Source organism: Microbacterium sp. LWH10-1.2, from assembly GCF_038397765.1.
GTDB lineage: Bacteria > Actinomycetota > Actinomycetes > Actinomycetales > Microbacteriaceae > Microbacterium > Microbacterium natoriense.
The window spans coordinates 377502-400693 of the sequence record NZ_CP151638.1 but is presented as its reverse complement, the minus strand read 5'-3'; the positions used below and the strand labels follow the sequence as shown (position 1 = coordinate 400693).

Annotated in this window: 31 protein-coding genes; all 31 read right to left on the bottom strand. The window is 67.6% G+C overall.

Going from position 1 to position 23192, the window contains the following annotated elements; all coding sequences use genetic code 11:
- Nucleotides 1-7 precede the first annotated feature (7 nt).
- The 31 genes from rplR to MRBLWH10_RS01635 all read right to left on the bottom strand — a co-directional run bounded on the left by rplR (nt 8) and on the right by MRBLWH10_RS01635 (nt 23191).
- Nucleotides 8-367 (bottom strand): 50S ribosomal protein L18, encoded by a 360-nt coding sequence (gene rplR, locus MRBLWH10_RS01785; protein WP_105673683.1) that lies wholly within the window; start codon nt 365-367, stop codon nt 8-10.
- Between the two features lie 2 nt (nt 368-369).
- On the bottom strand, nt 370-906 hold the full coding sequence (gene rplF / locus MRBLWH10_RS01780; protein ID WP_105673685.1) for a 50S ribosomal protein L6: 537 nt from the start codon (nt 904-906) through the stop codon (nt 370-372).
- 6 nt (nt 907-912) lie between these two features.
- Nucleotides 913-1311, bottom strand: a complete 399-nt coding sequence (gene rpsH / locus MRBLWH10_RS01775) for a 30S ribosomal protein S8 (RefSeq protein ID WP_105673687.1) — start codon at nt 1309-1311, stop codon at nt 913-915.
- Between the two features lie 141 nt (nt 1312-1452).
- The gene (gene rplE, locus MRBLWH10_RS01770) at nt 1453-2043 is read right to left on the bottom strand and encodes a 50S ribosomal protein L5 (protein WP_105673689.1); all 591 of its coding nucleotides are present in this window, start codon (nt 2041-2043) and stop codon (nt 1453-1455) included.
- Entirely contained in the window at nt 2043-2402 is a 360-nt protein-coding gene (gene rplX, locus MRBLWH10_RS01765; protein ID WP_105673690.1) for a 50S ribosomal protein L24, read from the bottom strand. Before rplX ends, rplE begins: the two co-directional genes overlap by 1 nt.
- A 2-nt stretch (nt 2403-2404) precedes the next feature.
- Entirely contained in the window at nt 2405-2773 is a 369-nt protein-coding gene (gene rplN, locus MRBLWH10_RS01760) for a 50S ribosomal protein L14 (protein ID WP_017201583.1), read from the bottom strand.
- The gene (rpsQ, locus tag MRBLWH10_RS01755) at nt 2770-3087 is read right to left on the bottom strand and encodes a 30S ribosomal protein S17 (protein WP_105673692.1); all 318 of its coding nucleotides are present in this window, start codon (nt 3085-3087) and stop codon (nt 2770-2772) included. The genes rplN and rpsQ overlap by 4 nt, the downstream gene beginning before the upstream one ends.
- Nucleotides 3087-3404 (bottom strand): 50S ribosomal protein L29, encoded by a 318-nt coding sequence (rpmC, locus tag MRBLWH10_RS01750; protein ID WP_017829202.1) that lies wholly within the window; start codon nt 3402-3404, stop codon nt 3087-3089. The genes rpsQ and rpmC overlap by 1 nt, the downstream gene beginning before the upstream one ends.
- Nucleotides 3404-3823, bottom strand: coding sequence for a 50S ribosomal protein L16 (rplP, locus tag MRBLWH10_RS01745; protein ID WP_105673694.1), 420 nt, complete (start codon nt 3821-3823; stop codon nt 3404-3406). The genes rpmC and rplP overlap by 1 nt, the downstream gene beginning before the upstream one ends.
- The gene (gene rpsC, locus MRBLWH10_RS01740) at nt 3823-4578 is read right to left on the bottom strand and encodes a 30S ribosomal protein S3 (RefSeq protein WP_105673696.1); all 756 of its coding nucleotides are present in this window, start codon (nt 4576-4578) and stop codon (nt 3823-3825) included. The genes rplP and rpsC overlap by 1 nt, the downstream gene beginning before the upstream one ends.
- Nucleotides 4578-4976 (bottom strand): 50S ribosomal protein L22, encoded by a 399-nt coding sequence (gene rplV / locus MRBLWH10_RS01735; protein ID WP_105673698.1) that lies wholly within the window; start codon nt 4974-4976, stop codon nt 4578-4580. Before rplV ends, rpsC begins: the two co-directional genes overlap by 1 nt.
- On the bottom strand, nt 4976-5257 hold the full coding sequence (gene rpsS, locus MRBLWH10_RS01730; protein ID WP_017201589.1) for a 30S ribosomal protein S19: 282 nt from the start codon (nt 5255-5257) through the stop codon (nt 4976-4978). Before rpsS ends, rplV begins: the two co-directional genes overlap by 1 nt.
- 12 nt (nt 5258-5269) lie before the next feature.
- Entirely contained in the window at nt 5270-6109 is an 840-nt protein-coding gene (gene rplB, locus MRBLWH10_RS01725) for a 50S ribosomal protein L2 (RefSeq protein WP_105673701.1), read from the bottom strand.
- Between the two features lie 20 nt (nt 6110-6129).
- Nucleotides 6130-6453, bottom strand: coding sequence for a 50S ribosomal protein L23 (gene rplW / locus MRBLWH10_RS01720; protein WP_017201591.1), 324 nt, complete (start codon nt 6451-6453; stop codon nt 6130-6132).
- Nucleotides 6450-7112 (bottom strand): 50S ribosomal protein L4, encoded by a 663-nt coding sequence (gene rplD / locus MRBLWH10_RS01715; RefSeq protein ID WP_105673703.1) that lies wholly within the window; start codon nt 7110-7112, stop codon nt 6450-6452. The genes rplW and rplD overlap by 4 nt, the downstream gene beginning before the upstream one ends.
- A 2-nt stretch (nt 7113-7114) precedes the next feature.
- Complete coding sequence (gene rplC / locus MRBLWH10_RS01710) at nt 7115-7774, bottom strand: 50S ribosomal protein L3 (protein ID WP_341941419.1); 660 nt, start codon at nt 7772-7774, stop codon at nt 7115-7117.
- 8 nt (nt 7775-7782) lie between these two features.
- Nucleotides 7783-8091, bottom strand: a complete 309-nt coding sequence (gene rpsJ / locus MRBLWH10_RS01705; RefSeq protein WP_017201594.1) for a 30S ribosomal protein S10 — start codon at nt 8089-8091, stop codon at nt 7783-7785.
- Nucleotides 8092-8958: 867 nt separating this feature from the next.
- Entirely contained in the window at nt 8959-9171 is a 213-nt protein-coding gene (locus tag MRBLWH10_RS01700) for a hypothetical protein (RefSeq protein ID WP_105673707.1), read from the bottom strand.
- 179 nt (nt 9172-9350) lie between these two features.
- Complete coding sequence (gene tuf / locus MRBLWH10_RS01695; protein ID WP_105673709.1) at nt 9351-10541, bottom strand: elongation factor Tu; 1191 nt, start codon at nt 10539-10541, stop codon at nt 9351-9353.
- A gap of 148 nt (nt 10542-10689) precedes the next feature.
- Nucleotides 10690-12807: an elongation factor G gene (gene fusA / locus MRBLWH10_RS01690; protein WP_308116172.1), complete on the bottom strand. Its 2118-nt coding sequence runs from the start codon at nt 12805-12807 to the stop codon at nt 10690-10692.
- An 84-nt stretch (nt 12808-12891) separates the two neighbouring features.
- Complete coding sequence (rpsG, locus tag MRBLWH10_RS01685) at nt 12892-13365, bottom strand: 30S ribosomal protein S7 (RefSeq protein ID WP_045256225.1); 474 nt, start codon at nt 13363-13365, stop codon at nt 12892-12894.
- Nucleotides 13366-13370: 5 nt separating this feature from the next.
- A complete protein-coding gene (gene rpsL / locus MRBLWH10_RS01680) occupies nt 13371-13739 on the bottom strand; it encodes a 30S ribosomal protein S12 (protein ID WP_013584051.1) in 369 nt (122 codons plus the stop codon).
- 209 nt (nt 13740-13948) lie between these two features.
- Entirely contained in the window at nt 13949-17650 is a 3702-nt protein-coding gene (locus MRBLWH10_RS01675) for a hypothetical protein (protein WP_341941418.1), read from the bottom strand.
- Nucleotides 17647-17868, bottom strand: a complete 222-nt coding sequence (locus tag MRBLWH10_RS01670; protein ID WP_341941417.1) for a helix-turn-helix transcriptional regulator — start codon at nt 17866-17868, stop codon at nt 17647-17649. Before MRBLWH10_RS01670 ends, MRBLWH10_RS01675 begins: the two co-directional genes overlap by 4 nt.
- On the bottom strand, nt 17868-18344 hold the full coding sequence (locus tag MRBLWH10_RS01665) for a DUF2975 domain-containing protein (protein WP_105673716.1): 477 nt from the start codon (nt 18342-18344) through the stop codon (nt 17868-17870). The genes MRBLWH10_RS01670 and MRBLWH10_RS01665 overlap by 1 nt, the downstream gene beginning before the upstream one ends.
- A 121-nt stretch (nt 18345-18465) precedes the next feature.
- Nucleotides 18466-19113: a spermidine/putrescine ABC transporter substrate-binding protein gene (locus tag MRBLWH10_RS01660; protein ID WP_181155857.1), complete on the bottom strand. Its 648-nt coding sequence runs from the start codon at nt 19111-19113 to the stop codon at nt 18466-18468.
- A 54-nt stretch (nt 19114-19167) separates the two neighbouring features.
- On the bottom strand, nt 19168-19659 hold the full coding sequence (locus tag MRBLWH10_RS01655) for a hypothetical protein (RefSeq protein ID WP_341941416.1): 492 nt from the start codon (nt 19657-19659) through the stop codon (nt 19168-19170).
- A gap of 8 nt (nt 19660-19667) precedes the next feature.
- On the bottom strand, nt 19668-20645 hold the full coding sequence (locus tag MRBLWH10_RS01650) for an ABC transporter (RefSeq protein ID WP_105673725.1): 978 nt from the start codon (nt 20643-20645) through the stop codon (nt 19668-19670).
- Between the two features lie 115 nt (nt 20646-20760).
- Nucleotides 20761-20913, bottom strand: a complete 153-nt coding sequence (locus tag MRBLWH10_RS01645; RefSeq protein WP_181155858.1) for a hypothetical protein — start codon at nt 20911-20913, stop codon at nt 20761-20763.
- A gap of 56 nt (nt 20914-20969) precedes the next feature.
- Nucleotides 20970-21926, bottom strand: coding sequence for a hypothetical protein (locus tag MRBLWH10_RS01640; RefSeq protein ID WP_223585980.1), 957 nt, complete (start codon nt 21924-21926; stop codon nt 20970-20972).
- Nucleotides 21923-23191 (bottom strand): MFS transporter, encoded by a 1269-nt coding sequence (locus MRBLWH10_RS01635; RefSeq protein WP_341941415.1) that lies wholly within the window; start codon nt 23189-23191, stop codon nt 21923-21925. The genes MRBLWH10_RS01640 and MRBLWH10_RS01635 overlap by 4 nt, the downstream gene beginning before the upstream one ends.
- Between the last annotated feature and the right edge of the window lies 1 nt (nt 23192).

Here is a 23192-nt window from a genome sequence, read left to right as displayed (position 1 = left end):
TTGTCACTCACAGTGCCAGGCCCCCTTCGCGAGCGCCATCGGCGATGGCGGCGACACGACCGGCGTAGCGGTTGCCGCCACGGTCGAACACTGCCTCGGAAACGCCTGCGGCCTTCGCGCGCTCGGCGAGGAGCTCGCCGACCTTGCGGGCCTTGGCGGTCTTGTCACCCTCGAGCGTGCGCAGGTCGGTCTCGAGCGTCGAAGCCGACGCCACGGTGTGACCCTTGCTGTCGTCGACGAGCTGCACGAAGACGTGGCGAGCCGAACGGTTGACGACGAGACGCGGACGCGCCTCGGTGCCGACGACCTTCTTGCGAAGGCGGGCGTGACGACGCGCGCGGGCGTCAGACTTTGACTTGAGAGCCATGGTTACTTACCACTCTTTCCGGCCTTGCGACGCACGACCTCGCCCGCGTAGCGGACACCCTTGCCCTTGTACGGCTCAGGCTTGCGGATCTTGCGGATGTTCGCAGCTGCCTCGCCGACAGCCTGCTTGTCGATGCCGCTGACGGTGAGCTTGTTGGTGCCCTCGACCGTCAGGGTGATGCCGGCGGGCGGGTCGATGAGGACCGGGTGCGAGAAGCCGAGGGCGAACTCGACCGAGCTGCCCTTCTGAGCCACGCGGTAACCGGTTCCGACGACCTCGAGACCCTTGGTGTAGCCCTGGGTCACGCCGATGATGTTGTTGTTGATGAGCGTGCGGGTCAGGCCGTGAAGCGACCGCGACGCGCGCTCGTCGTCGGGACGAGTGACGAGAACCTGGTTCTCCTCGACCGCGACCTCGATGGGGCTGGCCACCGTCAGGGTGAGCTCACCCTTGGGGCCCTTCACCGCGACCTCACGGCCGTCGACCGAAACGGTCACGCCCGCGGGAACCTCGATGGGAAGTCGTCCAATACGCGACATTTCGGATTACCACACGTAGGCGAGAACTTCTCCGCCCACGCCCTTCTGCTCAGCCTGACGGTCGGTGAGAAGACCGGAGGAGGTGGACAGGATGGCCACGCCGAGGCCGCCGAGGACCTTGGGGAGCTCGGTGGACTTCGCGTACACGCGGAGGCCGGGCTTCGACACGCGCTTGATGCCCGCGATCGAACGCTCACGGTTGGGGCCGTACTTCAGCTGGAGGGTGAGGTTCTTGCCGACGCGAGCGTCAGAAGTCTCCCAGCCGGCGATGTAGCCCTCCTGCTGGAGGATCTCGGCGATGTGCGTCTTGAGCTTGCTCGACGGCAGGGTCACGGAGTCGTGATGCGCCGAGTTCGCGTTGCGCAGACGGGTCAGCAGATCTGCGACCGGGTCTGTCATTGTCATTGTTGTTTTCCTTTGGTCATGAGGTTCCGGCTGCCGTTACACGACAGACGGCCTGCGATGAACACGCAATCTTCAATTGTACGGCATGCCGGGAGCCGGATGCTGCGGGTGAACACAGCATCCGGCTCTCACATGCCGGGCTTACGCCTGGGCGTCGTCCGACCGGAACGGGAAGCCGAGGTGACGGAGCAGTGCCCGGCCCTCGTCATCCGTCTTCGCGGTGGTGACGACGGTGATGTCGAAACCGCGAACCCGGTCGATCTTGTCCTGGTCGATCTCGTGGAACACGCTCTGCTCCTGGAGACCGAAGGTGTAGTTGCCGTTGCCGTCGAACTGCTTGGCCGACAGACCGCGGAAGTCGCGGATGCGGGGCAGTGCGAGCGAGACCAGGCGGTCCACGAACTCCCACGCGCGGTCACCACGGAGGGTGACGTGCGCGCCGATGGCCTGACCCTCGCGCAGCTTGAACTGCGCGATGGACTTGCGGGCCTTCGTGACGATCGGCTTCTGGCCGGTGATCTTGGTGAGGTCGTCGACCGCACCATCGATCACCTTGCTGTCGCGAGCCGCCTCACCGACACCGGTGTTCACGACGACCTTGACCAGACCGGGGATCTGCATGACGTTCGAGTAGCCGAACTCGTCCTGCAGAGCCTTCTTGATCTCGGCGTTGTACTTCTGCTTCAGGCGCGGCTGGATCTTGCCAGCCGGCGCGGCAGTGGCGTTGCTCATCAGAGGTCCTTACCGCTCTTCTTCGCGTAACGCACGCGGACGGTGCGCTTGACGCCGTCCTTGGTCTGCTCCTCGACCCGGTGGCCGACCTTGGTCGGCTTCTTGGTCGAGGGGTCGACGACTGCGACGTTCGAGATGTGGATGGGGGCCTCGACAGTCTCGAGGCCGCCCGTCTTGGTGCCACGCTGCGTCTGGCCGACGCGGGTGTGCTTGGTGACGTAGTTCACGCCTTCGACGATGACGCGGTTCTGGCCGGACAAGATCTCGAGGACCTTGCCCTGCTTGCCGCGGTCGCCGCCCTTCTCCTGCTTGCGACCGCTGATGACCTGAACCAGGTCGCCCTTCTTGATCTTCGCCATGATTAGATGACCTCCGGCGCCAGCGACACGATCTTCATGAACTTCTTGTCACGAAGCTCACGACCGACCGGCCCGAAGATGCGGGTGCCGCGGGGCTCCCCGTCGTTCTTCAGGATGACGGCGGCGTTCTCGTCGAACTTGATGTAGGAGCCGTCCGGACGACGGACCTCCTTCTTGGTGCGGACGATGACCGCCTTGACGACGTCGCCCTTCTTGACGTTCCCACCGGGGATCGCGTCCTTGACGGTCGCGACGATGGTGTCGCCCAGGCCGGCGTAACGACGCTTGGAGCCACCGAGCACGCGGATGGTGAGCAGCTCCTTGGCGCCGGTGTTGTCGGCGACCTTGAGTCGGGATTCCTGCTGAATCACTTGGCCTTCTCCAGAATCTCCACCAGACGCCAGCGCTTCGTGGCGCTCAGCGGGCGGGTCTCGTTGATGAGGACCAGGTCGCCGATGCCGGCGGAGTTGGTCTCATCGTGCGCCTTGACCTTCGAGGTGCGGCGGATGACCTTGCCGTAAAGCGGGTGCTTCACGCGGTCCTCGACCTCGACCACGATGGTCTTGTCCATCTTGTCGCTGACGACGTAGCCACGACGCGACTTGCGATACCCACGGGCATCCTCGTCGCGGACGTCGTGAGCGGCGTGCTCAGCCTCGACGGCGGCTTCCTTCTTGGTGGCCATCACTCAGCCTCTTCCTTCACGGCGTCGTCAGCGGAGTCCGCCTTCTTCGCCTTCGACTTGGTCGCCTTCTTGGCCGGAGCCTCGACGGGAGCGGGCGTCGCACGGATGCCCAGCTCGCGCTCGCGGATCACGGTGTAGAGACGCGCGATGTCGCGCTTGACGGCGCGGATGCGGCCGTGGCTCTCCAGCTGGCCGGTGGCCGACTGGAAACGGAGGTTGAACAGCTCCTCCTTGGCCTTGCGCAGCTCCTCAACGAGGCGCTGGTCTTCGAACGTGTCGAGCTCTGCCGGAGCGAGCTCCTTGGTGCCGATCGCCATTACGCGTCGCCCTCCTCGCGCTTGATGATGCGTGCCTTGAGCGGCAGCTTGTGAATGGCACGGGTCAGTGCCTCGCGAGCGAGTTCCTCGCTCACGCCGGCGACCTCGAAGAGGACGCGACCCGGCTTGACATTGGCAACCCACCACTCGGGAGAACCCTTACCGGAACCCATGCGGGTTTCGGCCGGCTTCTTCGTGAGCGGACGGTCGGGGTAGATGTTGATCCACACCTTTCCGCCACGCTTGATGTGACGCGTCATCGCGATACGAGCGGACTCGATCTGACGGTTGGTCACATACGCCGGGGTGAGCGCCTGGATGCCGAACTCACCGAACGACACCTTGGTGCCACCGGTGGCCTGGCCCGAGCGGCCCGGGTGGTGCTGCTTGCGGTACTTGACCTTACGAGGGATAAGCATCAGGCAGACGCTCCTTCTGCGACGGGTGCCTCGTTGCGCGGCGCGCGGCGGCGGTCGCCACCACGGTCGTCACGACGGGACTTCGGTGCGTTGGCCTGCTCGCGGGCAAGCTCCTTGGCGGTGAGGTCGCCCTTGTAGATCCAGACCTTCACGCCGATGCGGCCGAAGGTGGTCTTGGCCTCGTAGAAGCCGTAGTCGATGTTCGCACGAAGCGTGTGCAGCGGCACACGACCCTCGCGGTAGAACTCCGACCGGCTCATCTCGGCGCCGCCGAGACGGCCGGAGACCTGGATGCGGATGCCCTTGGCGCCAGCGCGCTGCGCGCCCTGGAGACCCTTGCGCATCGCACGACGGAACGCCACGCGAGCAGAGAGCTGCTCGGCGATGCCCTGTGCGACGAGCTGAGCGTCGGCCTCGGGGTTCTTGACCTCGAGGATGTTCAGCTGGATCTGCTTGCCCGAGAGCTTCTCGAGGTCGCCGCGGATGCGCTCGGCCTCGGCTCCACGACGACCGATCACGATGCCCGGACGGGCGGTGTGGATGTCGACGCGGACGCGGTCACGGGTGCGCTCGATCTCGATGTTCGAGACACCGGCGCGGTCGAGCTGCGTCTTGAGCAGGTTGCGGATCTTGATGTCCTCGGCGACGTAGTCGGCGTAGCGCTGACCCGGCTTCGTCGAGTCGGAGAACCAGCGCGACACGTGGTCCGTGGTGATGCCGAGACGGAAGCCGTACGGGTTTACCTTCTGTCCCATTACTTGCTCGCCTTCTTGTTGCTGTCGCCCGAGGCGGCCGGAGCCGTCTGGGGCGTCGAGAGCACGACCGTGATGTGGCTCGTGCGCTTCTTGATCTGGAAAGCGCGACCCTGTGCACGGGGCTGGAAACGCTTGAGCGTCGTGCCCTCGTCGACGTAGGCGTTAGCCACGTACAGGTCCTGCTCGTCGAGGAACTCCCCGTCGCGATCCGCCTTCACCTGCGCGTTGGCCATGGCCGACGCGACAAGCTTGTAGATCGGCTCGCTGGCGCTCTGCTGCGCGAACTTCAGGATCGCGAGAGCCTCCTGGGCCTGCTTGCCCTTGATGAGCGCAACGACACGACGAGCCTTCTGCGGGGTCACGCGGATGTGTCGCACGCGTGCGATGGATTCGACCATTAGCGGCGCCGCCCCTTCTTGTCGTCCTTCTCGTGGCCGCGGAAGGTGCGGGTGGGCGCGAACTCGCCCAGCTTGTGACCGACCATGGTCTCGGACACGAACACAGGGATGTGCTTGCGACCGTCGTGGACCGCGATCGTGTGACCCAGCATGGCCGGGATGATCATGGACCGGCGAGACCAGGTCTTGATGACGTTCTTCGTGCCGGCTTCGTTCTGCACGACCACCTTGCGAAGCAGGTGCTCGTCGACGAAGGGGCCCTTCTTAAGACTGCGAGGCATCTTCTCTTACTCCTACTTGCGCTTCTTGCCGGCGTTGCGACGGCGCACGATGTACTTGTCGCTTTCCTTGTTGGCGTGACGGGTGCGACCCTCAGCCTGACCCCAGGGGGAGACCGGGTGACGACCACCGGAGGTCTTACCCTCACCACCACCGTGGGGGTGGTCGACCGGGTTCATCGCGACACCACGCACGGTCGGGCGGACGCCCTTCCAGCGCATGCGGCCGGCCTTGCCCCAGTTGATGTTCGACTGCTCGGCGTTGCCCACCTCGCCGATGGTCGCGCGGCAGCGCGCATCGACGTTGCGGATCTCGCCCGAGGGCAGACGCAGCTGGGCGTAGGGGCCGTCCTTGGCGACGAGACGGACGGACACGCCGGCCGAACGTGCCAGCTTCGCGCCGCCGCCGGGGCGGAGCTCGATGGCGTGGATGACCGTACCCGTGGGGATGTTCTTCAGCGGGAGGTTGTTGCCCGGCTTGATGTCGGCCGATGCACCCGACTCGACGATGTCGCCCTGCTTCAGCTTGTTCGGCGCGATGATGTAGCGCTTCTCGCCGTCGAAGTAGTGCAGCAGCGCGATGCGTGCGGTGCGGTTGGGGTCGTACTCGATGTGAGCGACCTTGGCGTTCACGCCGTCCTTGTCATTGCGACGGAAGTCGATGACACGGTACTGGCGCTTGTGGCCACCACCGATGTGACGGGTCGTGATGCGGCCCTGGTTGTTGCGACCACCGGTCTTCGAGAGCGGGCGCAGCAGCGACTTCTCCGGCGTCGATCGAGTGATCTCGGCGAAGTCAGCCACCGACGAGCCGCGGCGGCCCGGGGTCGTGGGCTTGTACTTGCGAATAGCCATGATTGTCCTTATCCCCCGGATCAGCCGATTGCCGTGAAGATGTCGATGGTGCCCGACTTCAGGGTCACGATGGCGCGCTTGGTGTCCTTGCGCTTGCCGGTGCCGAAGCGGGTGCGGCGAGCCTTGCCGACGCGGTTGAGAGTGTTGACGCTCGCGACCTTGACGCCGAAGATCTTCTCGATGGCGAGCTTGATCTCGGTCTTCGAGGCACGGGGGTCGACGAGGAAGGTGTACTTGCCCTCATCGATGAGCCCGTAGCTCTTCTCGGACACGACCGGCTTCAGGATGATGTCGCGCGGGTCCTTGTTCAGGGCCGTCTGGAGAACAGATGCCTGCTCGCTCATGCGGAGACCTCCTGGTTGGCGCCGGTCTTCGAGGCGATGAAGCCCTCGAGAGCGGCCTGGGTGAAGACGATGTCGTCGGAGACGAGCACGTCGTAGGCGTTGAGCTGGTCGAACGTCAGCACGTGCAGGTTCGACAGGTTGCGAATGCTCTTCAGCGTCACGTCGTCGTTGCGCTCGATCACCACGAGCACGTTCTTCGACGAGACGACGTTGGTGAGGAAGCTCACCGCGGTCTTGGTCGAAGGCGTGCCGTCGATGCCGAAGGACTCGATGGCGTGGATGCGGTCGCCGCGGAAACGGTCGCTCAGCGCGCCCAGGAGGGCGGCGGCGATCATCTTCTTGGGCGTGCGCTGCGAGTAGTCGCGCGGCTTCGGGCCGTGCACGATGCCACCGCCGGTCATGTGCGGCGCGCGGATCGAGCCCTGACGGGCGTTACCCGTGCCCTTCTGCTTGAAGGGCTTGCGGCCGGCACCGGAGACCTCACCGCGACGCTTGGTCGAGTGGGTGCCCTGACGTGCGGCAGCGAGCTGCGCGACGACGACCTGGTGGATCAGCGGGATGTTCGTCTTGACGTCGAACAGCGCGGCGGGAAGCTCGATCGAGCCTGCCTTCTTGCCGTCTGCCTTGAGGACGTCGAGCGCGAGAGTCGAGTCAGCCATGATCAGGCACCCTTCACTGCGTTGCGGACGTAGACGATGCGACCGCGAGCACCGGGGACGGCGCCCTTGACGAGCAGCAGACCCTTCTCGATGTCGACGGCGTGCACCGTGAGGTTGAGGACGGTCACGCGCTCGCCACCCATACGGCCGGCCATGCGCATGCCCTTGAAGACGCGGCTCGGGGTCGACGATGCGCCGATGGAGCCGGGCTTGCGGTGGTTGCGGTGCGAACCGTGCGATGCCGAGACGCCCTTGAAGTTGTGACGCTTCATGACACCGGCGAAGCCCTTGCCCTTGCTCGTGCCGACGACGTCGACGAGCTGGCCGGCCTCGAAGGTGGCGTCGACCGTGAGCTCCTGGCCCAGGGTGTAGTCGCCGGCATCCGCGGTGCGGATCTCGGTGACGTGACGACGCGGCGTGACGCCTGCAGCCTCGAAGTGGGCGGAGAGCGGCTTGTTCACCTTGCGCGGGTCGATCTGACCGTACGCGATCTGCACGGCGTTGTAGCCGTCCTTCTCGGGGGTACGGATCTGGGTGACCACGTTCGGCGCGAGCTCGATGACGGTGACGGGAATGAGCTTGCCATTCTCGTTCCACACCTGGGTCATGCCGAGCTTCGTGCCCAGCATGCCCTTGGAAATCTTTGCGTTGATGTCAGCCATGTCGAACCTCAGAGCTTGATCTCGATGTTGACATCGGCCGGCAGGTCAAGGCGCATCAGCGAGTCGACGGCCTTGGGCGTCGGGTCGACGATGTCGATCAGACGCTTGTGGGTGCGCATCTCGAAGTGCTCGCGGCTGTCCTTGTACTTGTGGGGCGACCGGATGACGCACACGACGTTCTTCTCGGTCGGAAGGGGCACGGGTCCGACGACGGTCGCGCCCGCACGGGTCACGGTGTCGACGATCTTGCGTGCGGACGTGTCGATGACCTCGTGGTCATACGACTTCAGGCGAATGCGGATCTTCTGTCCCGCCATTGTCTGCTCTCTCTCTTTAGGCGTCGTACCGTCCGGGACCGGATGATCCTGGGGCATTGGACGCACGATGGCGCTGGTTGCGCCTCGGCACGAGAACGGCTCTTGCGAGTCGATCTGCTGCACCACTGTTCTGCTGTCATCCCGCACGCCTCGCGACGTGCGGATGCCGACCTCCACCACGCATGATGAAGCCTCGATGAGGAGTGTCGGGGGTGTTCTGCCATACGCGGCCTAGGTCCCTGCGCCCCATCCCATTCGGGACGACGCCGCCTATGCACACTCGTGATGGTGATCCAGCGCACGCGAAGCACGCCGAAATGTCGAACCTGACTATTCTGCCATGCCGGATTTCACTTCTGCAAACCCGGGCGTGTCGCGCTTCCGTCGCAGCCGTCGCAACGGCGTTCTTCAGGCCTCTGCAGCCCGCGACGCGGGCGGATCAGGAGAGCGGGGCGAGGCATCCCCATGCCTCGCCCCGCTTGGGGAGGGCGTCCAGTGCGAGGGGGCACACCGAACGCGAGGAGCCCGGCGTGAAGGGACGCCGTGCTCCCCGACCGAGGGCGCGGCAGATAACCTGCCGCGCAGGCAGGGAGACGCTGTGGCGCACAGAGTGCGCGCGTCGCACGATGATCCCCAAGATCGTTCCCCAGTTCGAACGCGGCGAGCCGCGTGGATGCGGGAGGTCGAACCCCTTCGACGTCCCAGACCGCAAGTTCCCCAGACGGTCAGATGTCATTGTACGGGATGACTCGACAGGAACGCGATACCGGAGACCGGAATACTGGGTTCCTCCCCGATCTCATCTGGACGCAGAGAAGCGGCGGCCCTCCCCTCAGGAAGGACCGCCGCTCCGAGTCTGCGCGAGGGTTACTCGTTGCCGACGGCCTTGTCGGCGCCGTCGCGGATCTCGTCGATCTTGTCAGCCGCGCCGGGGGCGATCTTCTTGGCGAAGTCGGCGACACCGTCGAGGACCTTGTCGCTGATGTCCTCGGCCTGCTCGCTCTTGACCGCCTCTTCGATCTTGTCCTTGTTCTGCTCGAAGAGTTCCTTGCCCTTGTTGACGGCGTCCTCGATACCCATGGTGAATCCCCTTCTGAGGTGTGCTCTGCGCCGACCGATCAGGCCGACCCACTCATTCTGCATGTCGGCGCCGGTATACGGAACCCCGTGCACCGATTGAGACACCGAGTGTCATCGAATCGGGAAACACAAAGGGGCCGAGCCCGAAGGCTCGACCCCTGTGCGAAGGAAGCGGATGCTTACTTGATGATCTTCGTGACCGTACCGGCGCCGACGGTGCGTCCACCCTCACGGATGGCGAAGCCGAGGCCGTCCTCCATGGCGATCGGCTGGATCAGCTCGACCGTCATGTCGGTGGTGTCGCCGGGCATGACCATCTCGGTGCCCTCGGGCAGCGAGATGACGCCGGTGACGTCGGTGGTGCGGAAGTAGAACTGCGGGCGGTAGTTCGTGTAGAACGGGTTGTGACGGCCGCCCTCTTCCTTCGAGAGGATGTAGGCGGTGCCCTCGAAGTTGGTGTGCGGCGTGACCGAACCCGGCTTCACGATGACCTGGCCGCGCTCGACGTCCTCACGCTTGGTGCCACGGAGCAGGAGACCGCAGTTCTCGCCGGCCCATGCCTCGTCGAGCTGCTTGTGGAACATCTCGATACCCGTGACCGTGGTCTTGACGGTCGGACGGAGTCCGACGATCTCGACCTCGGAGTTGATGGCCAGCGTGCCACGCTCGGCGCGGCCGGTGACGACGGTTCCACGACCGGTGATCGTGAAGACGTCCTCGACGGGCATCAGGAAGGGCTTGTCGCGGTCGCGCTCCGGCTCCGGAACGCTGTCGTCGACGGCCTGCATCAGGTCGAGGATGGCCTGGGTCCACTTCTCGTCACCCTCGAGGGCCTTCAGAGCGGAGACGCGCACGACCGGCGCGTCCTCGTCGAAGCCCTGAGCGGCGAGCAGCTCGCGAACCTCGAGCTCGACGAGCTCCAGGATCTCCTCGTCGTCGACCGCGTCGGACTTGTTCAGCGCGACGAGCAGGTAGGGAACGCCGACCTGCTTGGCGAGCAGCACGTGCTCACGCGTCTGAGCCATCGGGCCGTCGGTGGCGGCGACCACGAGGATCGCGCCGTCCATCTGAGCCGCACCGGTGATCATGTTCTTGACGTAGTCGGCGTGGCCGGGAGCGTCGACGTGCGCGTAGTGGCGCTTCGGGGTCTCGTACTCGATGTGCGAGATGTTGATGGTGATACCACGCTGGCGCTCTTCCGGCGCCGAGTCGATGGAAGCGAAGTCGCGCTGCACGTTGGTGTCAGACGGGAACTTGTCAGCAAGCACCTTCGAGATCGCTGCGGAGAGCGTGGTCTTGCCGTGGTCAACGTGACCGATGGTTCCGATGTTGACGTGCGGCTTGGTCCGCTCGAACTTGGCCTTAGCCACTGGGTCCTCCTCAGGACGTCGTTGTAGAGGTGACCGGGCACTGGTTTGCGACCGGTTCTCTACGGGTTTTGTTTCTCAGTTTAGTAGAGAGGGAATGTGAAGTTGTAGGTGACCTGGGAGCCGGGTCGGAACCCGGCTCCCAGAAGTGTTACTCGCCGCCCTGGTGCTTCTGGACGATCTCGTCGGCCACTGCACGGGGAACCTCAGCGTAGCTGTTGAACTCCATGGAGTAGACGGCGCGACCCGAGGTCTTCGAGCGCAGGTCGCCGATGTAGCCGAACATCTCGGACAGCGGGACGTGTGCACGGACGACCTTGACGCCTGCGGCATCCTCCATCGACTGGATCTGGCCACGACGCGAGTTCAGGTCGCCGATGACGTCGCCCATGTACTCCTCCGGAGTGCGGACCTCGACGGCCATCAGCGGCTCGAGCAGCACCGGGCTCGCCCGGCGGAGAGCCTCCTTGAGACCCATCGAGCCTGCGATCTTGAACGCCATCTCCGAGGAGTCGACATCGTGAGCCGCACCATCGACGATCGTCGCCTTGACGCCGACGATCGGGTAGCCGGCGAGGACGCCGACGTTCATCGCATCCTGGAAACCGGCGTCGATCGAGCCGATGTACTCACGCGGGATGCGTCCACCGGTGACGGCGTTGACGAACTCGTAGGTCTTGTCGTTGTCGAGCTCGAGCGGCTCGATGTTGAACTGGATCTTCGCGAACTGACCCGAACCACCGGTCTGCTTCTTGTGCGTGTAGTCGTGCTTCTCGACGGCCTTGCGGATCGTCTCGCGGTACGCGACCTGCGGCTTGCCGACGTTCGCCTCGACGTTGAACTCGCGCTTCATGCGGTCGACGAGGATGTCGAGGTGCAGCTCGCCCATGCCCTTGATGGTCGTCTGACCGGTCTCGGGGTTGAGCTCCGTGCGGAAGGTCGGGTCCTCCTCAGCGAGCTTCTGGATGGCGACACCCAGCTTCTCCTGGTCGGCCTTGGTCTTCGGCTCGATGGCGACCTCGATGACCGGCTCCGGGAACGTCATCGACTCGAGGACGACCGGCGCTGCGGGGTCGGTGAGGGTGTCACCCGTGGTGGTGTCCTTCAGACCGATGACCGCGTAGATGTTGCCGGCGGTGACCGAGGGGACCGGGATCTCCTTGTTGGCGTGCATCTGGAAGATCTTCCCGATGCGCTCCTTCTTGCCCTTGGTCGAGTTGATGACCTGAGCGCCGGAGTCGAGCTGGCCGGAGTACACGCGCACGTAGGTCAGGCGACCGAAGAACGGGTGCACGGCGACCTTGAACGCGAGAGCTGCGAACGGGTCGTTGGCGTCGGGGTGACGCTCGATGATCGTGTCGTAGTCCTTGGGGTCGTGCGCCTCGATCGAGCCCACGTCGAGCGGGTTCGGGAGGTAGTCGACGACAGCGTCCAGCATCGGCTGGACACCGCGGTTCTTGAACGCCGAACCGCAGAGGACCGGGTAGATCTCGGACGCGACGGTGAGCTTGCGGATGGCGCCCTTGATCTCGGCGACCGTGAGCTCCTCGCCACCGAAGAACTTCTCGAGCAGCGCGTCGTCGGTCTCGGCGACGGTCTCGAGGAGCTGCTGACGGTACTCGTCCGCCTTCTCCTTGAGGTCGGCCGGGATCTCCTGGATCTCGTAGGAGGCGCCCATGGTGACGTCACCCTTGGAGTCGCCGGCCCAGACCAGCGCACGCATCTCGACGAGGTCGACGACGCCGATGAAGTCGTTCTCCGCGCCGATCGGCAGCTGGATGACGAGCGGCTTGGCGCCGAGGCGGTTGATGATGGTGTCGACGGTGAAGTAGAAGTCCGCGCCGAGCTTGTCCATCTTGTTGACGAAGCAGATGCGGGGGACGTTGTACTTGTCGGCCTGACGCCACACGGTCTCGGACTGGGGCTCGACGCCCTCCTTGCCGTCGAACACGGCGACCGCGCCGTCGAGGACGCGGAGCGAGCGCTCCACCTCGACCGTGAAGTCCACGTGACCGGGGGTGTCGATGATGTTGATCTGGTTCTTGTTCCAGTAGCAGGTCACGGCGGCAGACGTGATCGTGATGCCGCGCTCCTTCTCCTGCTCCATCCAGTCGGTGGTCGACGCACCGTCGTGCGTCTCGCCGAGCTTGTGGTTGACGCCCGTGTAGAACAGGATGCGCTCGGTCGTGGTGGTCTTGCCAGCATCGATGTGAGCCATGATGCCGATGTTCCGAACCTTGCTCAGGTCGGTGAGCACGTCTTGTGCCACAGGAGTGTCCTTATCTTTTTGGCAGTCGAACTGCGAAGAGGGGGGTGCCCGCCCCCGGCGGGCGGCCGGGGGCGGGCGAAGCTGTTACCAGCGGTAGTGAGCGAACGCGCGGTTCGACTCGGCCATCTTGTGGGTGTCCTCGCGGCGCTTGACCGCGGCACCGAGGCCGTTCGATGCGTCCAGGATCTCGTTCTGGAGACGCTCGGTCATCGTCTTCTCACGACGACCCTTGGCGTAGCTGACGAGCCAGCGCAGCGCGAGGGTGTTCGCGCGGTGCGGCTTGACCTCGACCGGCACCTGGTAGGTCGAGCCACCGACGCGGCGGCTCTTGACCTCGAGGGTGGGGCGGACGTTGTCGAGCGCCTTCTTCAGCGTGGCGACGGCATCCTGGCCGCCGTTCTTCGCCTCGACGCCCTTGAGGGCGTTGTAGACGATCGACTCGGCGAGGGACTTCTTGCCGTCGACGAGGATCTTGTTGACCAGCTGGCTGACGATCGGAGCACCGTATACCGGGTCGTTGACGACGGGACGCTTAGGTGCGGGACCCTTACGAGGCATCTAACTCAACCCTTCTTCGCGCCGTAGCGGCTGCGAGCCTGCTTACGGTTCTTGACGGCCTGGGTGTCCAGGGCGCCGCGGACGATCTTGTAACGCACACCGGGGAGGTCCTTGACACGACCGCCGCGGACCAGGACCAGGGAGTGCTCCTGGAGGTTGTGGCCCTCACCGGGGATGTACGCGGTGACCTCGGTGCCGTTGCGGAGCTTCACACGGGCGACCTTGCGCATCGCCGAGTTCGGCTTCTTCGGGGTGGTGGTGTACACACGGGTGCAGACACCGGCCTGCTGGGGGTTCGACTTCAGTGCGGGCGCCTTGGTCTTCGAGACCTTGGGCGAGCGACCCTTGCGAACCAACTGCTGAATGGTTGGCACGTTCTCTCCTCATAATGCTGCACGGTGACAGCGTGATGGGTTTCACATCATGACCCACCGGCACGCCGGAACCGGCGTGCTTGTGTGGTGGTGGGTATGCCGTGGGGGCGGACCGGCTATGGAGCCGACGCCCAGCGCGCACGTCAAGACGTGCACACACCTGACCAAGTGTAATGCCGCGTAACCTGGCGGTCAAATGGAAGGTGCGCTCACCGCAGGTCTCTGATACGCGCGGCCACCGAACCGCCCTCCCCCGTCCTGCGCTCGGCCGTGACCGCGATGATGAGCAGCACCGCCCCCATGACCGCCAGCGTGATCCACCACGGCATGGACTCGATGCCGCGCCCGATCTGCACCGAGAACACGAACACGTTCTCGATCGGCAGCACGATCAGTCCGATGAGGAAGGGCGCGGCGAGCCGCCCACGGGATCCGACGAGGATCGCGGCGAGAGCCAGCACCATCACCAGGATCGCCCGCCAGGTGAGCGGATCGGTGAAGGTCGAGACGATGGACGCGATCATCATCACGACGATCCCCGGGGCGAGGAGCGCCCAGGATCCGCTCCACCGCCCTGGCCAGCTGTTCAGCGTCGGCCGGCTCCTCGTGGAGGCCTCCCCCTCACCGTCGCTCGGCGGCGTCGAGGAGCCGCCGAGCACTCCGGCGAGGAGCAGGAAGGCGCCGAGCGGGAGCGAGAACCACTCCACGCGCAGGTCGCGCGGGCTCCACGCGACCACGGCCGTGACGAACGCGATCGCGAAGAGGAACCAGACCGGCGGGAGAAGTGTCCCCCCGCGTCGCGCACGGGATGCGGCGACCACCACGGCGAGCAGCCAGACGAGCATCAGCGACCACATCGCCCAGATCGAGAACCAGTCGCGCTCGATCGCGAACCACGTCCCCGCGGCGAGCGCGAGCGCAGACGGGGCCCCGAGCCAGCGGCTCGATCGAACAGCGGACTCCGCGGGGACAGCCCGTCGGATGCCGCGGGCGGCGAGCAGCAGCACGGCGGCGCCGAGCACGCTCACGCCGAGGCACGAGAGGAGGAGAGCGGCGCCGTGCAGCGTCGGGACGTCCTGACCGAGCCCGATCCGGATGGCCTGGATCGTGCCGACCGTGGATGCCAGGCCCGCGGCGAGGAGCGTCGGGATGCGCAGTCTCCGCAGCCGCCGCATCCGCACCCCGGCGCCCTCGCGGCCGAGCAGAGCCGCGAGCCCGAGCAGCGCCCAGGCGGCGAGCAGCAGACCGCCGACCCGCCAGGGCAGGGAGACCTGGCCGGCGGCATCCGGCTCCACCACGGCGACGATGGCGAGCAGCGGGCCGATCGCGAGCGCGAGACCCGCGGCGTAGAGACCGGTCGCCGGCCGGCCCCGTAGGGTCAGCACCGTCGCGACGGCCGCGGCGCCGAGGCTCGGCGGCAGCAGGTACGCCTCGAGCAGGTCGACACCGGTCATCCCCCACACGCACCACAGCGCCCCGGTGAAGGACGCGGCCGCGACCCACCACAGCAGGCGACGGCCGGCGACGATCGCGCCGGCGGTCGCGCCGATGCCGAGGATCAGCAGCACGAGGAACGTCGTCCCGAGCCCCGCGGCGTCGCGCCAGAGCGCGAGCCCGACCGCGATCACCCCGGTGAGCAAGGCGGACGCCTCGATCGCGATGCGCGCGGCATCCGCCGTTCCGACCGGGTGCCCCCTGGTCACGAGCGCGGCTCTCACGATCGGCGTCGACGGCAGCACCAGGGCGACGAGCACGGCGATGATCGGCAGCGTCACCGGGGATCCGCTCGACGTCAGCAGCTGCGCGCCGAGGCACACCACGACGACGGCGAGCGCGGGCACGAGCATCGCCGCGGCCGCGGTGCGCACGGTGAGGGTGAGCCCTGGACGCCGTGTCAGGAGCAGAGACATCGCGAGGGCGAACATCAGACCGGTGGACAGCGCCGTCCAACCGCTGCGCTCGACGACCACCTGCAGGATGCCGATGCCGAAGGGCACGGTCGCGACGACCAGCACGGCCTGCCAGGCGCGCGCTCCGACCCGCGGGAGGTAGGTGCAGACGATCGCGGCGCCGAGGCCGGCGGATGCCGTCAGGCACAGCTGCGCGATCCCGGAGACGCCGCCCTGCCCGAGCGCGATGGCGACGAGGACCAGGGCGTACGCGAAACCGGCGCCCACGTAGAGGAAGCGGAACCGCTGCGGACGCGCGGAGGCGAGCGCGGCCAGCGCGACCAGGGCCCCCGCCCCTGCGAGCGGGACCGCCGCGGTCTCGCGCCACGCGACCATCACCGCGGCGACGAGCGCCAGATGCGCCGCGATCAGCAGGATGAGCCTGGCCCCCGGGGCGGACACGACGGTCGGGAGCATCCGGAGCGCGGCGGCGACGAGCACCACGGCCGCGGCGAGCACCGCGACGGAGACCGGAAGCGGCACCAGCTTCGCGCAGCCCAGCACGAGCACCGCGACGGCAGCGGCGACGAGCGACAGCCGCGCGGCGGGCACCGAGAGCCCGCGGAGCCCGTCGCGGTCGCGTGCGAGCCCGCTGAAGACGGCCAGCCCTGCGCACACTGCGGCGAGTCCGACGACGACGCCCCACGCGGTGTCTCCCAGCGCGTAGCCGGAGTCGCCGCCCCGCACGAACTCGCCCACCGTGGCGACGCCTGCCATGGCGGAGAAGCCGAGCAGCACGGCGGAGGGCACGGCGAGGACCGTGAGGGCTCCTGCCGCCACGAGACCTCGGGGCACCGCACGGGGCTGCGGGACGAGCGCCCCGATCAGCACGAGCGCGACGGATGCCGCAGCGGGGACGATCGCGAACAGCCACGGCGTGCTCTGCAGCGCCTCCCCGGTGAGCGCGAAGACGGCGACGACCACGGCCGCCGCTCCCGTGCCGCCGGCGCCGTACGCCCAGAGACCGGCGAGCATCCGCCGTGCGGCGATGACGGCGTGCACCGCGACGAGCAGCAGCAGCCCGCTGATCGTGAGGAAGAACGCGGTGTCGCTCCCGGCATCCACCCGCCACATGAGGGCGAGGGCGCTCAGGGAGGCGATGAGCTGCACCGCGGTGAGGGTGATCTGCTCGACCAGAGGCGGTCGCACCCACTCGATCAGCGCTGCTCCGGCACCTGCGACGCCGATCGCACCGAGCACGGACGACAGCGGAGTGCCCCCGGCGACGCCCAGCATCGCCGGGGTGAGCGCGAGCGCGGTGACCGCGGTCCATTCCCAGATCCGGATGCCGCGGCGACGCCCCGCGAAGAGCATCACCGCACCGGCGGCGGCGGTCACGGCGGCGGCCGTGAACCACGGATCCACCGCGGGGGCGGCGAGCTGCGCGAAGGCGTGGATGTCGAGCCCCGCGAACACCAGGCCGAGGCCGCCGACCGCCTCCGCCGAGAAGCGCAGCGAGCGACGGGAGAGCATCCACGCTCCCCCGAGGAAGAGCAGGGTCACCAGACCGACGATCACCCCGCGCAGCGCACGGTCGGCGAGGTCGGGGTTGAAGTAGGTGAAGACGATCGCCGCGACGGCGAACAGACCGGCCCCGGCCGTCGCCAGCACCGATTGCAGCGTCGCGCTGCTCTGCGGATCGGGAGCGGATGCCGGGGAGAGGTCCGTGGCCACGACCGGGGTCGGAGCATCCTCCGCTGGGCGCGGCATCGCGCCGACCGGCGCGAGTGAGAGGACAGGGACCTGACGGAGGAGCTCGTCGCGGGCGCGCATCGCCGCGGCCGCGGACTGCGACGCCTTCCACACGTCTCCCGAGATGGGCCCGCGCAGATCGGCGCCGCAGCGTGCGCAGGTTCCGCCGGACAGCGTCCACTGGCAGATGGGGCAGCTGGAGTCGTCGAGCAGGTGTCTGGCGACGGACTCGCCCCAGGTCGACAGCGGCATGGTGCCGGTCGTGGTCATCGCTGCTCCTCCTCTTCGGGGATCCAGCGCAGGATCTCTCCCGGCTGGCAGTCGAGGACGCGGCAGATCGCGTCGAGGGTGGTGAACCGCACGGCCTTGGCCCTGCCGTTCTTGAGCACGGCGACGTTGGCGGGGGTGATGCCGATCGCGTCGGCGAACTCCTGCACGCTCATCTTCTTGCGGGCGAGCTGCACGTCGAGGTCGATGACGATGGGCATCAGACGACCTCTGACAGGTCCTGCTCGAGCTCCAGCGCCTTGCGGAGGAGCCCGCGCAGCACGACGACGAGCAGGGCGAGCGCCGCGCTCACCACGATGCCGAGCACGGCGAGGAGCACGAGCGAGAGCGACACGGCGCGGCTCGCGACGATCACGATGAACGAGGCGAGGATCAGGGCTCCGGCCGAGACGAGGGCGGCGAGGATCACGTCGACGTACCGGAAGGCCTCCACGCGGAAGATGCGCTCGGCCTGCACGAGGGAGAGCAGGAACCAGATGCACACCAGCGTCACCTCGACGAGTCCGAGGAACAGCACAGCGCCGATGATGCCCGGCACCTCCAGCTGGGCCACGTCGGGGTTGCGGATCGCGGTGATGCGTGCGACCTCCGGGATCACCAGGATCTGACTGGCGAGCAGGAGCCCGAGCAGGAGGACGATCAACGCCTTGAGGATGCGAGTGACGTGAGGCTGCATGACGATCCTATCGATCAGCAATGGATATCTATCGAAAAACGATAGCCATCGCCGTCTCGACGCTCCACTCGCGCCGCGCTTCTCCCAGGGGATGCGCAGGATCCGGCGCGACCGGCCGTGGTCAGACGGTGTCGGGGCCGAAGGGCGAGTCCAGCGACTGCGTGAGCTCGGCGAGCATCGCCTCGATCTGCGGCTCGACGTGCTGAGAGATCGCGGCCTGGATGTGCAGGCGGTGACGCAGGAGCATGCCGCAGATCTCCCGCCCGACCATGTTCGCGTACTCGTCGGCCAGCGACACCTCCTGCCGGAGGGCGGCCTTGGCCTCGTCGCTCAGCGGCGGCAGCGGAGGGAGCTCCTCGGCGGCGTCATCGGCCATGCCGGCGATCGTGAACAGGAACGGCGCACCCGGCACGGGCTCCGGGTCGAGCGGCAGTCCGTCGAACTCCGGATCGAGGTCCTCCGACGGCCGGTAGCTGCGGGCCCTGTTGCGTGCGGACTGCTGGTCGAGCTCGCGCTGCAGCATCGGGAGGTTGCGTGCCGTGTACTCGGCCACCGCCGCGTCGACGATCGCCTTGATGCGGGTGGAGAGGCCGTGCTGCACGCCGTGCGGGGCGTTCGCCGCGATCCCGGCGGCGGAGAGCACCGGCGATCCGAGGCACCGGCGACAGGGCGCGACGCGTCCGCGGTGGGTGGCCGGCTCCCAGCGCGGCACCCAGCGCAGCCAGGCCTCGACGGCCTGGTCGACCTGCGTCTCCAGCGAGCGCTCCACACCACAAGCGTACGGCGCGCCGGGCGTGTCGGACCAGATTCGCGGGCCGTGGCGTCACTCCGCGTCGTCGCCCTCCCACGGCCAGTGCGGATGCTGCGCCCTCGTGCGCCGCAGGGCGATGCCACCCCATGCGGCCACGGCCGCGGCGGCGAGGAGCACGAGGCTCGGGCCGCCGCGCACCAGATCGCCGACGACCGCCGTCGCGACGATCAGATCGTTCGTCGAGAGGAGCACGGCGACCCACACCGCGAGCAGGTGGACGAGAGCGGTGCTCAGAGCGACCACGGGCACGGAGAGGAAGGACGGATGCCCAGCCCGCAGCGCGAGGCCGAGTGTCGCGGCGAACGCGATCACGCCGAACAGCATCCCCACCGCTCCGGGTGCCTGGCCGAGACCCTGGATGGAGATGATGTCGGCATCCGTCGTGATGCTCAGCGCCCCGAGCCCGAACACGGCGAGCGCGAAGAAGCTGATCACGGCCATGACCAGGGCCAGGACGGCCGAGACCCCCGCAGACGGAGGCCTGCGGGGGTCTGACGATGACATCTCGTGTCCTAGCGGGAGAGTGTCGGGCCCGCCTCGAGCGTGCGCTCGTACTCGCGCTGCGCCTCGGCGTTGAGCTCGGTCTTGCGGGCGCCGCTGCGGGCGACCCAGGCGCCGAACCAGATGGTCAGCTCGCGTGCGAACACGAAGGCGGCGATCGCCAGCGGGGTCAGGAGCTGGCCGTTGACGAACTCCGCGCCCTCTGAGGCCGTGAGGCGCCAGAACGGCTCCTCGACGAGCTGGCCGAGGATGTGCCCGCCGTACGCGATCGCGCCGACGATGATGCCGAAGATCACCCAGCGACCCCAGCGACCGCGGTTGATGATCGCTCCCAGCAGCCAGAAGCCGAGGAAGAAGACCACGACGGGGATCCAGAAGCCGAAGGTCGTCAGCGGGGCGAGGGCGGCCTCGCCGATGTTCTTCCCCGTGACGTCTCCGGAGAGCGCGCCGAGCCCCAGAGTGGCCCCGAGGTAGAGGATCGCGAAGGCGAGGGTGGCGAGCAGGCCGATCGCGCCGGCCGTGCCGCGGTTGCCCCGCTCACGAGGAGGCTCCGGGGCCTGCACGAAGATGGGCTGCTGCGCGAAGGCGGCGACGACCGGCGCCTCGGCGAGCACGGGCTCGGACGGGACGATGCGCGTCTCGGTGTCGTCCGCAGACGCGTAGGCGGAATCGGCGATCGTCGACTCCTCGTGCGCGACGGGCGCGGTGTACACCGCGGTCTCATCCGCGTCGGCGGCGTAGACGTCGTTCAGCGCAGGAGTGGAGAACGTTCCGGGGTGGTCGCGCTCTGCCTCTTCGAAGGCGGCGAGATCAGGGTCGGCGACGGGGGCGGCGTCGGCCGCTGCATCCGTCGTCTCCGCGGCGTCGGACGCCGCTCCGGGGACATCCGCACCCGCTGCTGCGGCGGCGTCGAGACCGGCGTTCGCGCTGTCGACGACGTCATCGACGTCGTTCGGCTGCTCGGGCCGGGGAACCTCGGGGTCACTCATGGGGGCGCCTCTCATAGGATGTGGTCAGTGCGAGGGTACCTCCGCGTGTTCACGCGCTGCCGGAGGCGTGCCGACGTGTCGCCGACCCGGGGTTCCGCGGTACCGGGACAGGACCTCAGGGCAGGACGCTGCGGAGGCTGTCGCCGACGAACGAGGCCATCGCCGGGACGATCGGGATCGCGAACCACACGAGCACGGCGATCACCCCGGTGCACAGGAGCCCGGCGATCCAGCTGATCGCCAGGTTGCGTCCCCCCACTTTCGCCATGACTCCACGCTACGACCGCTGATGCGCCGGTGAGCGGCGCAACGCCGACATCACGATCAGCGGCTCACCATCACCGGCGACGACGCGTTCTCGGCGATGCGCACGGGCTTCCCGCTGCCGTCGGCCGGCACGGACCAGACGTCGTCGCCGACCGCATAGGCGACCGTATCGTCGTCGAGCCAGGCGGCCTGATCGTCGACGTTGCGGTCCTCGGCGAGCGGCTCCTCCTCCATGGTCGCCAGATCGAGGACGTACAGTCGCCACGGGTCGTCGACGCTGTCGTTCACGCGCTTCTTGAACACCAGTCGCGTCCCGTCGGGAGACAGCGAGGGGCACTCGAGGTTCTCCCGCACGGTGTGCGCGGTCCACTTCTCGTAGTCGCCCTGGACGAGGTAGGTCTTGCCGCCGGTCGAGACCGTGGCGTAGAAGGTGTTGTCGTCGTCGGTGAAGGTCACTCCCCAGTAGTTCGCGTCGACGCGGTGCACGCGCTGCCCGTCGATGAAGAGCTGGAGCCCCTCGATCGAGTCGACGAGGAAGTCCTTCTCGCGGTCGTACATCCCGGTCCTGGTGGAGAAGTTCGTCCCGGCGTAGTTGTCGCCCGTCACGAACACCGTCCACGCGACCATCCGCCCCGATGGCGATACCCGTGCGCGCGAGGGCACCCCGCTGTAGGTGAATGTCTGCTCCTCCGTGAGGTCGGCATCCCTCACCGACACGGTGGTCGTCGGCTTCAGGCTGCCCTCGATGCTCACGCACACGGCGGTGTCCGCGGCCGCGTAGAACCGGCTGCACTCCAGACCGGTGCCGCTCCTGTCCTGTCCGTCCTGCTGCACGACGTATCCGTCGGTGCCGCGCACGTAGAGCCCCGCATCGGTCGCCGGAGCGACGGCGGCCTCGGCGTGCGAGGGCGCGCCGTCGCGGTTCACGGCGAACAGCGAGTAGCCGACGCCGACGACCGCGAGGACCAGCGCCGCAGACCCCACGAGCGCGATCCGCTTCGTCATCGGGGTCACGCGACCTCCTCCGCAGTGGAGCGCTCGGGGCGGATCAGCACGGCCGCGGCGAGGAGCACGACCAGGAGCACGACGGATGCCGCGGCGAACGCCGCCGTCACGCCCCAGAACGTCCAGGCGGCGCCGAACAGGACAGCGGCGAACAGCCGACCGGTGGCCTGCCCGGTCTGCAGCAGCGCCATGCCGCCGGCGCGGCGGTCGCGCGGGATGCCGGGACCGGCCAGCGCCATCAGCACGCCGTCGGTCGCCGCATAGAAGACGCCGAGGAGCAGGAGCAGGAGCACCAGCAGCACGGGGCCGTCGATCGGGAGCAGCAGGGTCGAGTAGGCGCCGAGCAGGGCGAGGTTTCCCAGCAGGAACGGCAGCCGACGTCCGATCCGATCGGCGAGACGCCCCATCGGCACGGCGAGCGTCAGATAGACGAGCGCGCTGCCCAGCGGCAGCAGCGGGAAGAACACGGCATCCAACTGCATCCGGTCCTGCAGACCCAGGTAGAGGAAGCCGTCGCCGATCGTGGCCAGACCGAGGATCGTCGCCGCGATGAGGAGACGACGGAACGCCGGATCACCGAGGATCTTCACCGTCTCCCGCAGCGTCGGGCGCGGGGCCCCGACGGGGACGTTTCCCCGGCCAGGGACGAAGGCGATGAGGACGAGGACCCCGAGCGTGGCGACGCAGAAGCTCACGATGAAGACGGCGTCGAAGGCGTCGGCCAGCATCCACAGCAGCCCGAACGCGGCCAGGGGGCCCAGCAGTGCGCCGGCCGTGTCCATCGCCCTGTGCACGCCGAACGCGCGCCCCTGATGGGCGTCGTCCACCGAGAGCGAGATCAGGGCGTCACGCGGCGCCGTGCGGATGCCCTTGCCGATGCGGTCGACGGCGAGCGTCGCCGACAGCGCCACGGTCGACGTCCCCGACAGCAGCAGGAACGGCTTGCAGATGGCGGACAGCGCATAGCCGATGCCCGCCACGAGCTTGTGCTGCGACCAGCGGTCGGCGATGTGACCTCCGAGAAGGCGGACGAAGGCGGTGACGCCGTTGTAGACGCCGTCGAGGAAGCCGAAGGCGAGCGGGGTCATGCCCAGCCCGATGACGAGGTACAGCGGAAGGACCGCCGTGACCATCTCGGAGGAGAGGTCGGTGAGCAGGCTCACCGCCCCCAGTGCGATCGCGGTGCTGCCGACTCCGGCCGCACGGCGGCCCACCTGAGGGTGGACCGCCGTGCTTCCGTCGTCCTGCCGCGATTTGCTGCCGGCGAGGTACATG

Excerpts from the sequence above, each read along its gene's own strand:
- rplR (WP_105673683.1), bottom strand. The coding sequence starts at position 367 with ATGGCTCTCAAGTCAAAGTCTGACGCCCGCGCGCGTCGTCACGCCCGC.
- rplF (WP_105673685.1), bottom strand. The coding sequence starts at position 906 with ATGTCGCGTATTGGACGACTTCCCATCGAGGTTCCCGCGGGCGTGACC.
- rpsH (WP_105673687.1), bottom strand. The coding sequence starts at position 1,311 with ATGACAATGACAGACCCGGTCGCAGATCTGCTGACCCGTCTGCGCAAC.
- rplE (WP_105673689.1), bottom strand. The coding sequence starts at position 2,043 with ATGAGCAACGCCACTGCCGCGCCGGCTGGCAAGATCCAGCCGCGCCTG.
- rplX (WP_105673690.1), bottom strand. The coding sequence starts at position 2,402 with ATGGCGAAGATCAAGAAGGGCGACCTGGTTCAGGTCATCAGCGGTCGC.
- rpsQ (WP_105673692.1), bottom strand. The coding sequence starts at position 3,087 with ATGGCCACCAAGAAGGAAGCCGCCGTCGAGGCTGAGCACGCCGCTCAC.
- rpmC (WP_017829202.1), bottom strand. The coding sequence starts at position 3,404 with ATGGCGATCGGCACCAAGGAGCTCGCTCCGGCAGAGCTCGACACGTTC.
- rplP (WP_105673694.1), bottom strand. The coding sequence starts at position 3,823 with ATGCTTATCCCTCGTAAGGTCAAGTACCGCAAGCAGCACCACCCGGGC.
- rpsC (WP_105673696.1), bottom strand. The coding sequence starts at position 4,578 with ATGGGACAGAAGGTAAACCCGTACGGCTTCCGTCTCGGCATCACCACG.
- rplV (WP_105673698.1), bottom strand. The coding sequence starts at position 4,976 with ATGGTCGAATCCATCGCACGCGTGCGACACATCCGCGTGACCCCGCAG.
- rpsS (WP_017201589.1), bottom strand. The coding sequence starts at position 5,257 with ATGCCTCGCAGTCTTAAGAAGGGCCCCTTCGTCGACGAGCACCTGCTT.
- rplB (WP_105673701.1), bottom strand. The coding sequence starts at position 6,109 with ATGGCTATTCGCAAGTACAAGCCCACGACCCCGGGCCGCCGCGGCTCG.
- rplW (WP_017201591.1), bottom strand. The coding sequence starts at position 6,453 with ATGAGCGAGCAGGCATCTGTTCTCCAGACGGCCCTGAACAAGGACCCG.
- rplD (WP_105673703.1), bottom strand. The coding sequence starts at position 7,112 with ATGGCTGACTCGACTCTCGCGCTCGACGTCCTCAAGGCAGACGGCAAG.
- rplC (WP_341941419.1), bottom strand. The coding sequence starts at position 7,774 with ATGGCTGACATCAACGCAAAGATTTCCAAGGGCATGCTGGGCACGAAG.
- rpsJ (WP_017201594.1), bottom strand. The coding sequence starts at position 8,091 with ATGGCGGGACAGAAGATCCGCATTCGCCTGAAGTCGTATGACCACGAG.
- MRBLWH10_RS01700 (WP_105673707.1), bottom strand. The coding sequence starts at position 9,171 with ATGGGTATCGAGGACGCCGTCAACAAGGGCAAGGAACTCTTCGAGCAG.
- rpsG (WP_045256225.1), bottom strand. The coding sequence starts at position 13,365 with ATGCCTCGTAAGGGTCCCGCACCTAAGCGTCCCGTCGTCAACGACCCG.
- MRBLWH10_RS01675 (WP_341941418.1), bottom strand. The coding sequence starts at position 17,650 with ATGACCACGACCGGCACCATGCCGCTGTCGACCTGGGGCGAGTCCGTC.
- MRBLWH10_RS01670 (WP_341941417.1), bottom strand. The coding sequence starts at position 17,868 with ATGCCCATCGTCATCGACCTCGACGTGCAGCTCGCCCGCAAGAAGATG.
- MRBLWH10_RS01665 (WP_105673716.1), bottom strand. The coding sequence starts at position 18,344 with ATGCAGCCTCACGTCACTCGCATCCTCAAGGCGTTGATCGTCCTCCTG.
- MRBLWH10_RS01655 (WP_341941416.1), bottom strand. The coding sequence starts at position 19,659 with ATGTCATCGTCAGACCCCCGCAGGCCTCCGTCTGCGGGGGTCTCGGCC.
- MRBLWH10_RS01650 (WP_105673725.1), bottom strand. The coding sequence starts at position 20,645 with ATGAGTGACCCCGAGGTTCCCCGGCCCGAGCAGCCGAACGACGTCGAT.
- MRBLWH10_RS01645 (WP_181155858.1), bottom strand. The coding sequence starts at position 20,913 with ATGGCGAAAGTGGGGGGACGCAACCTGGCGATCAGCTGGATCGCCGGG.
- MRBLWH10_RS01635 (WP_341941415.1), bottom strand. The coding sequence starts at position 23,191 with ATGTACCTCGCCGGCAGCAAATCGCGGCAGGACGACGGAAGCACGGCG.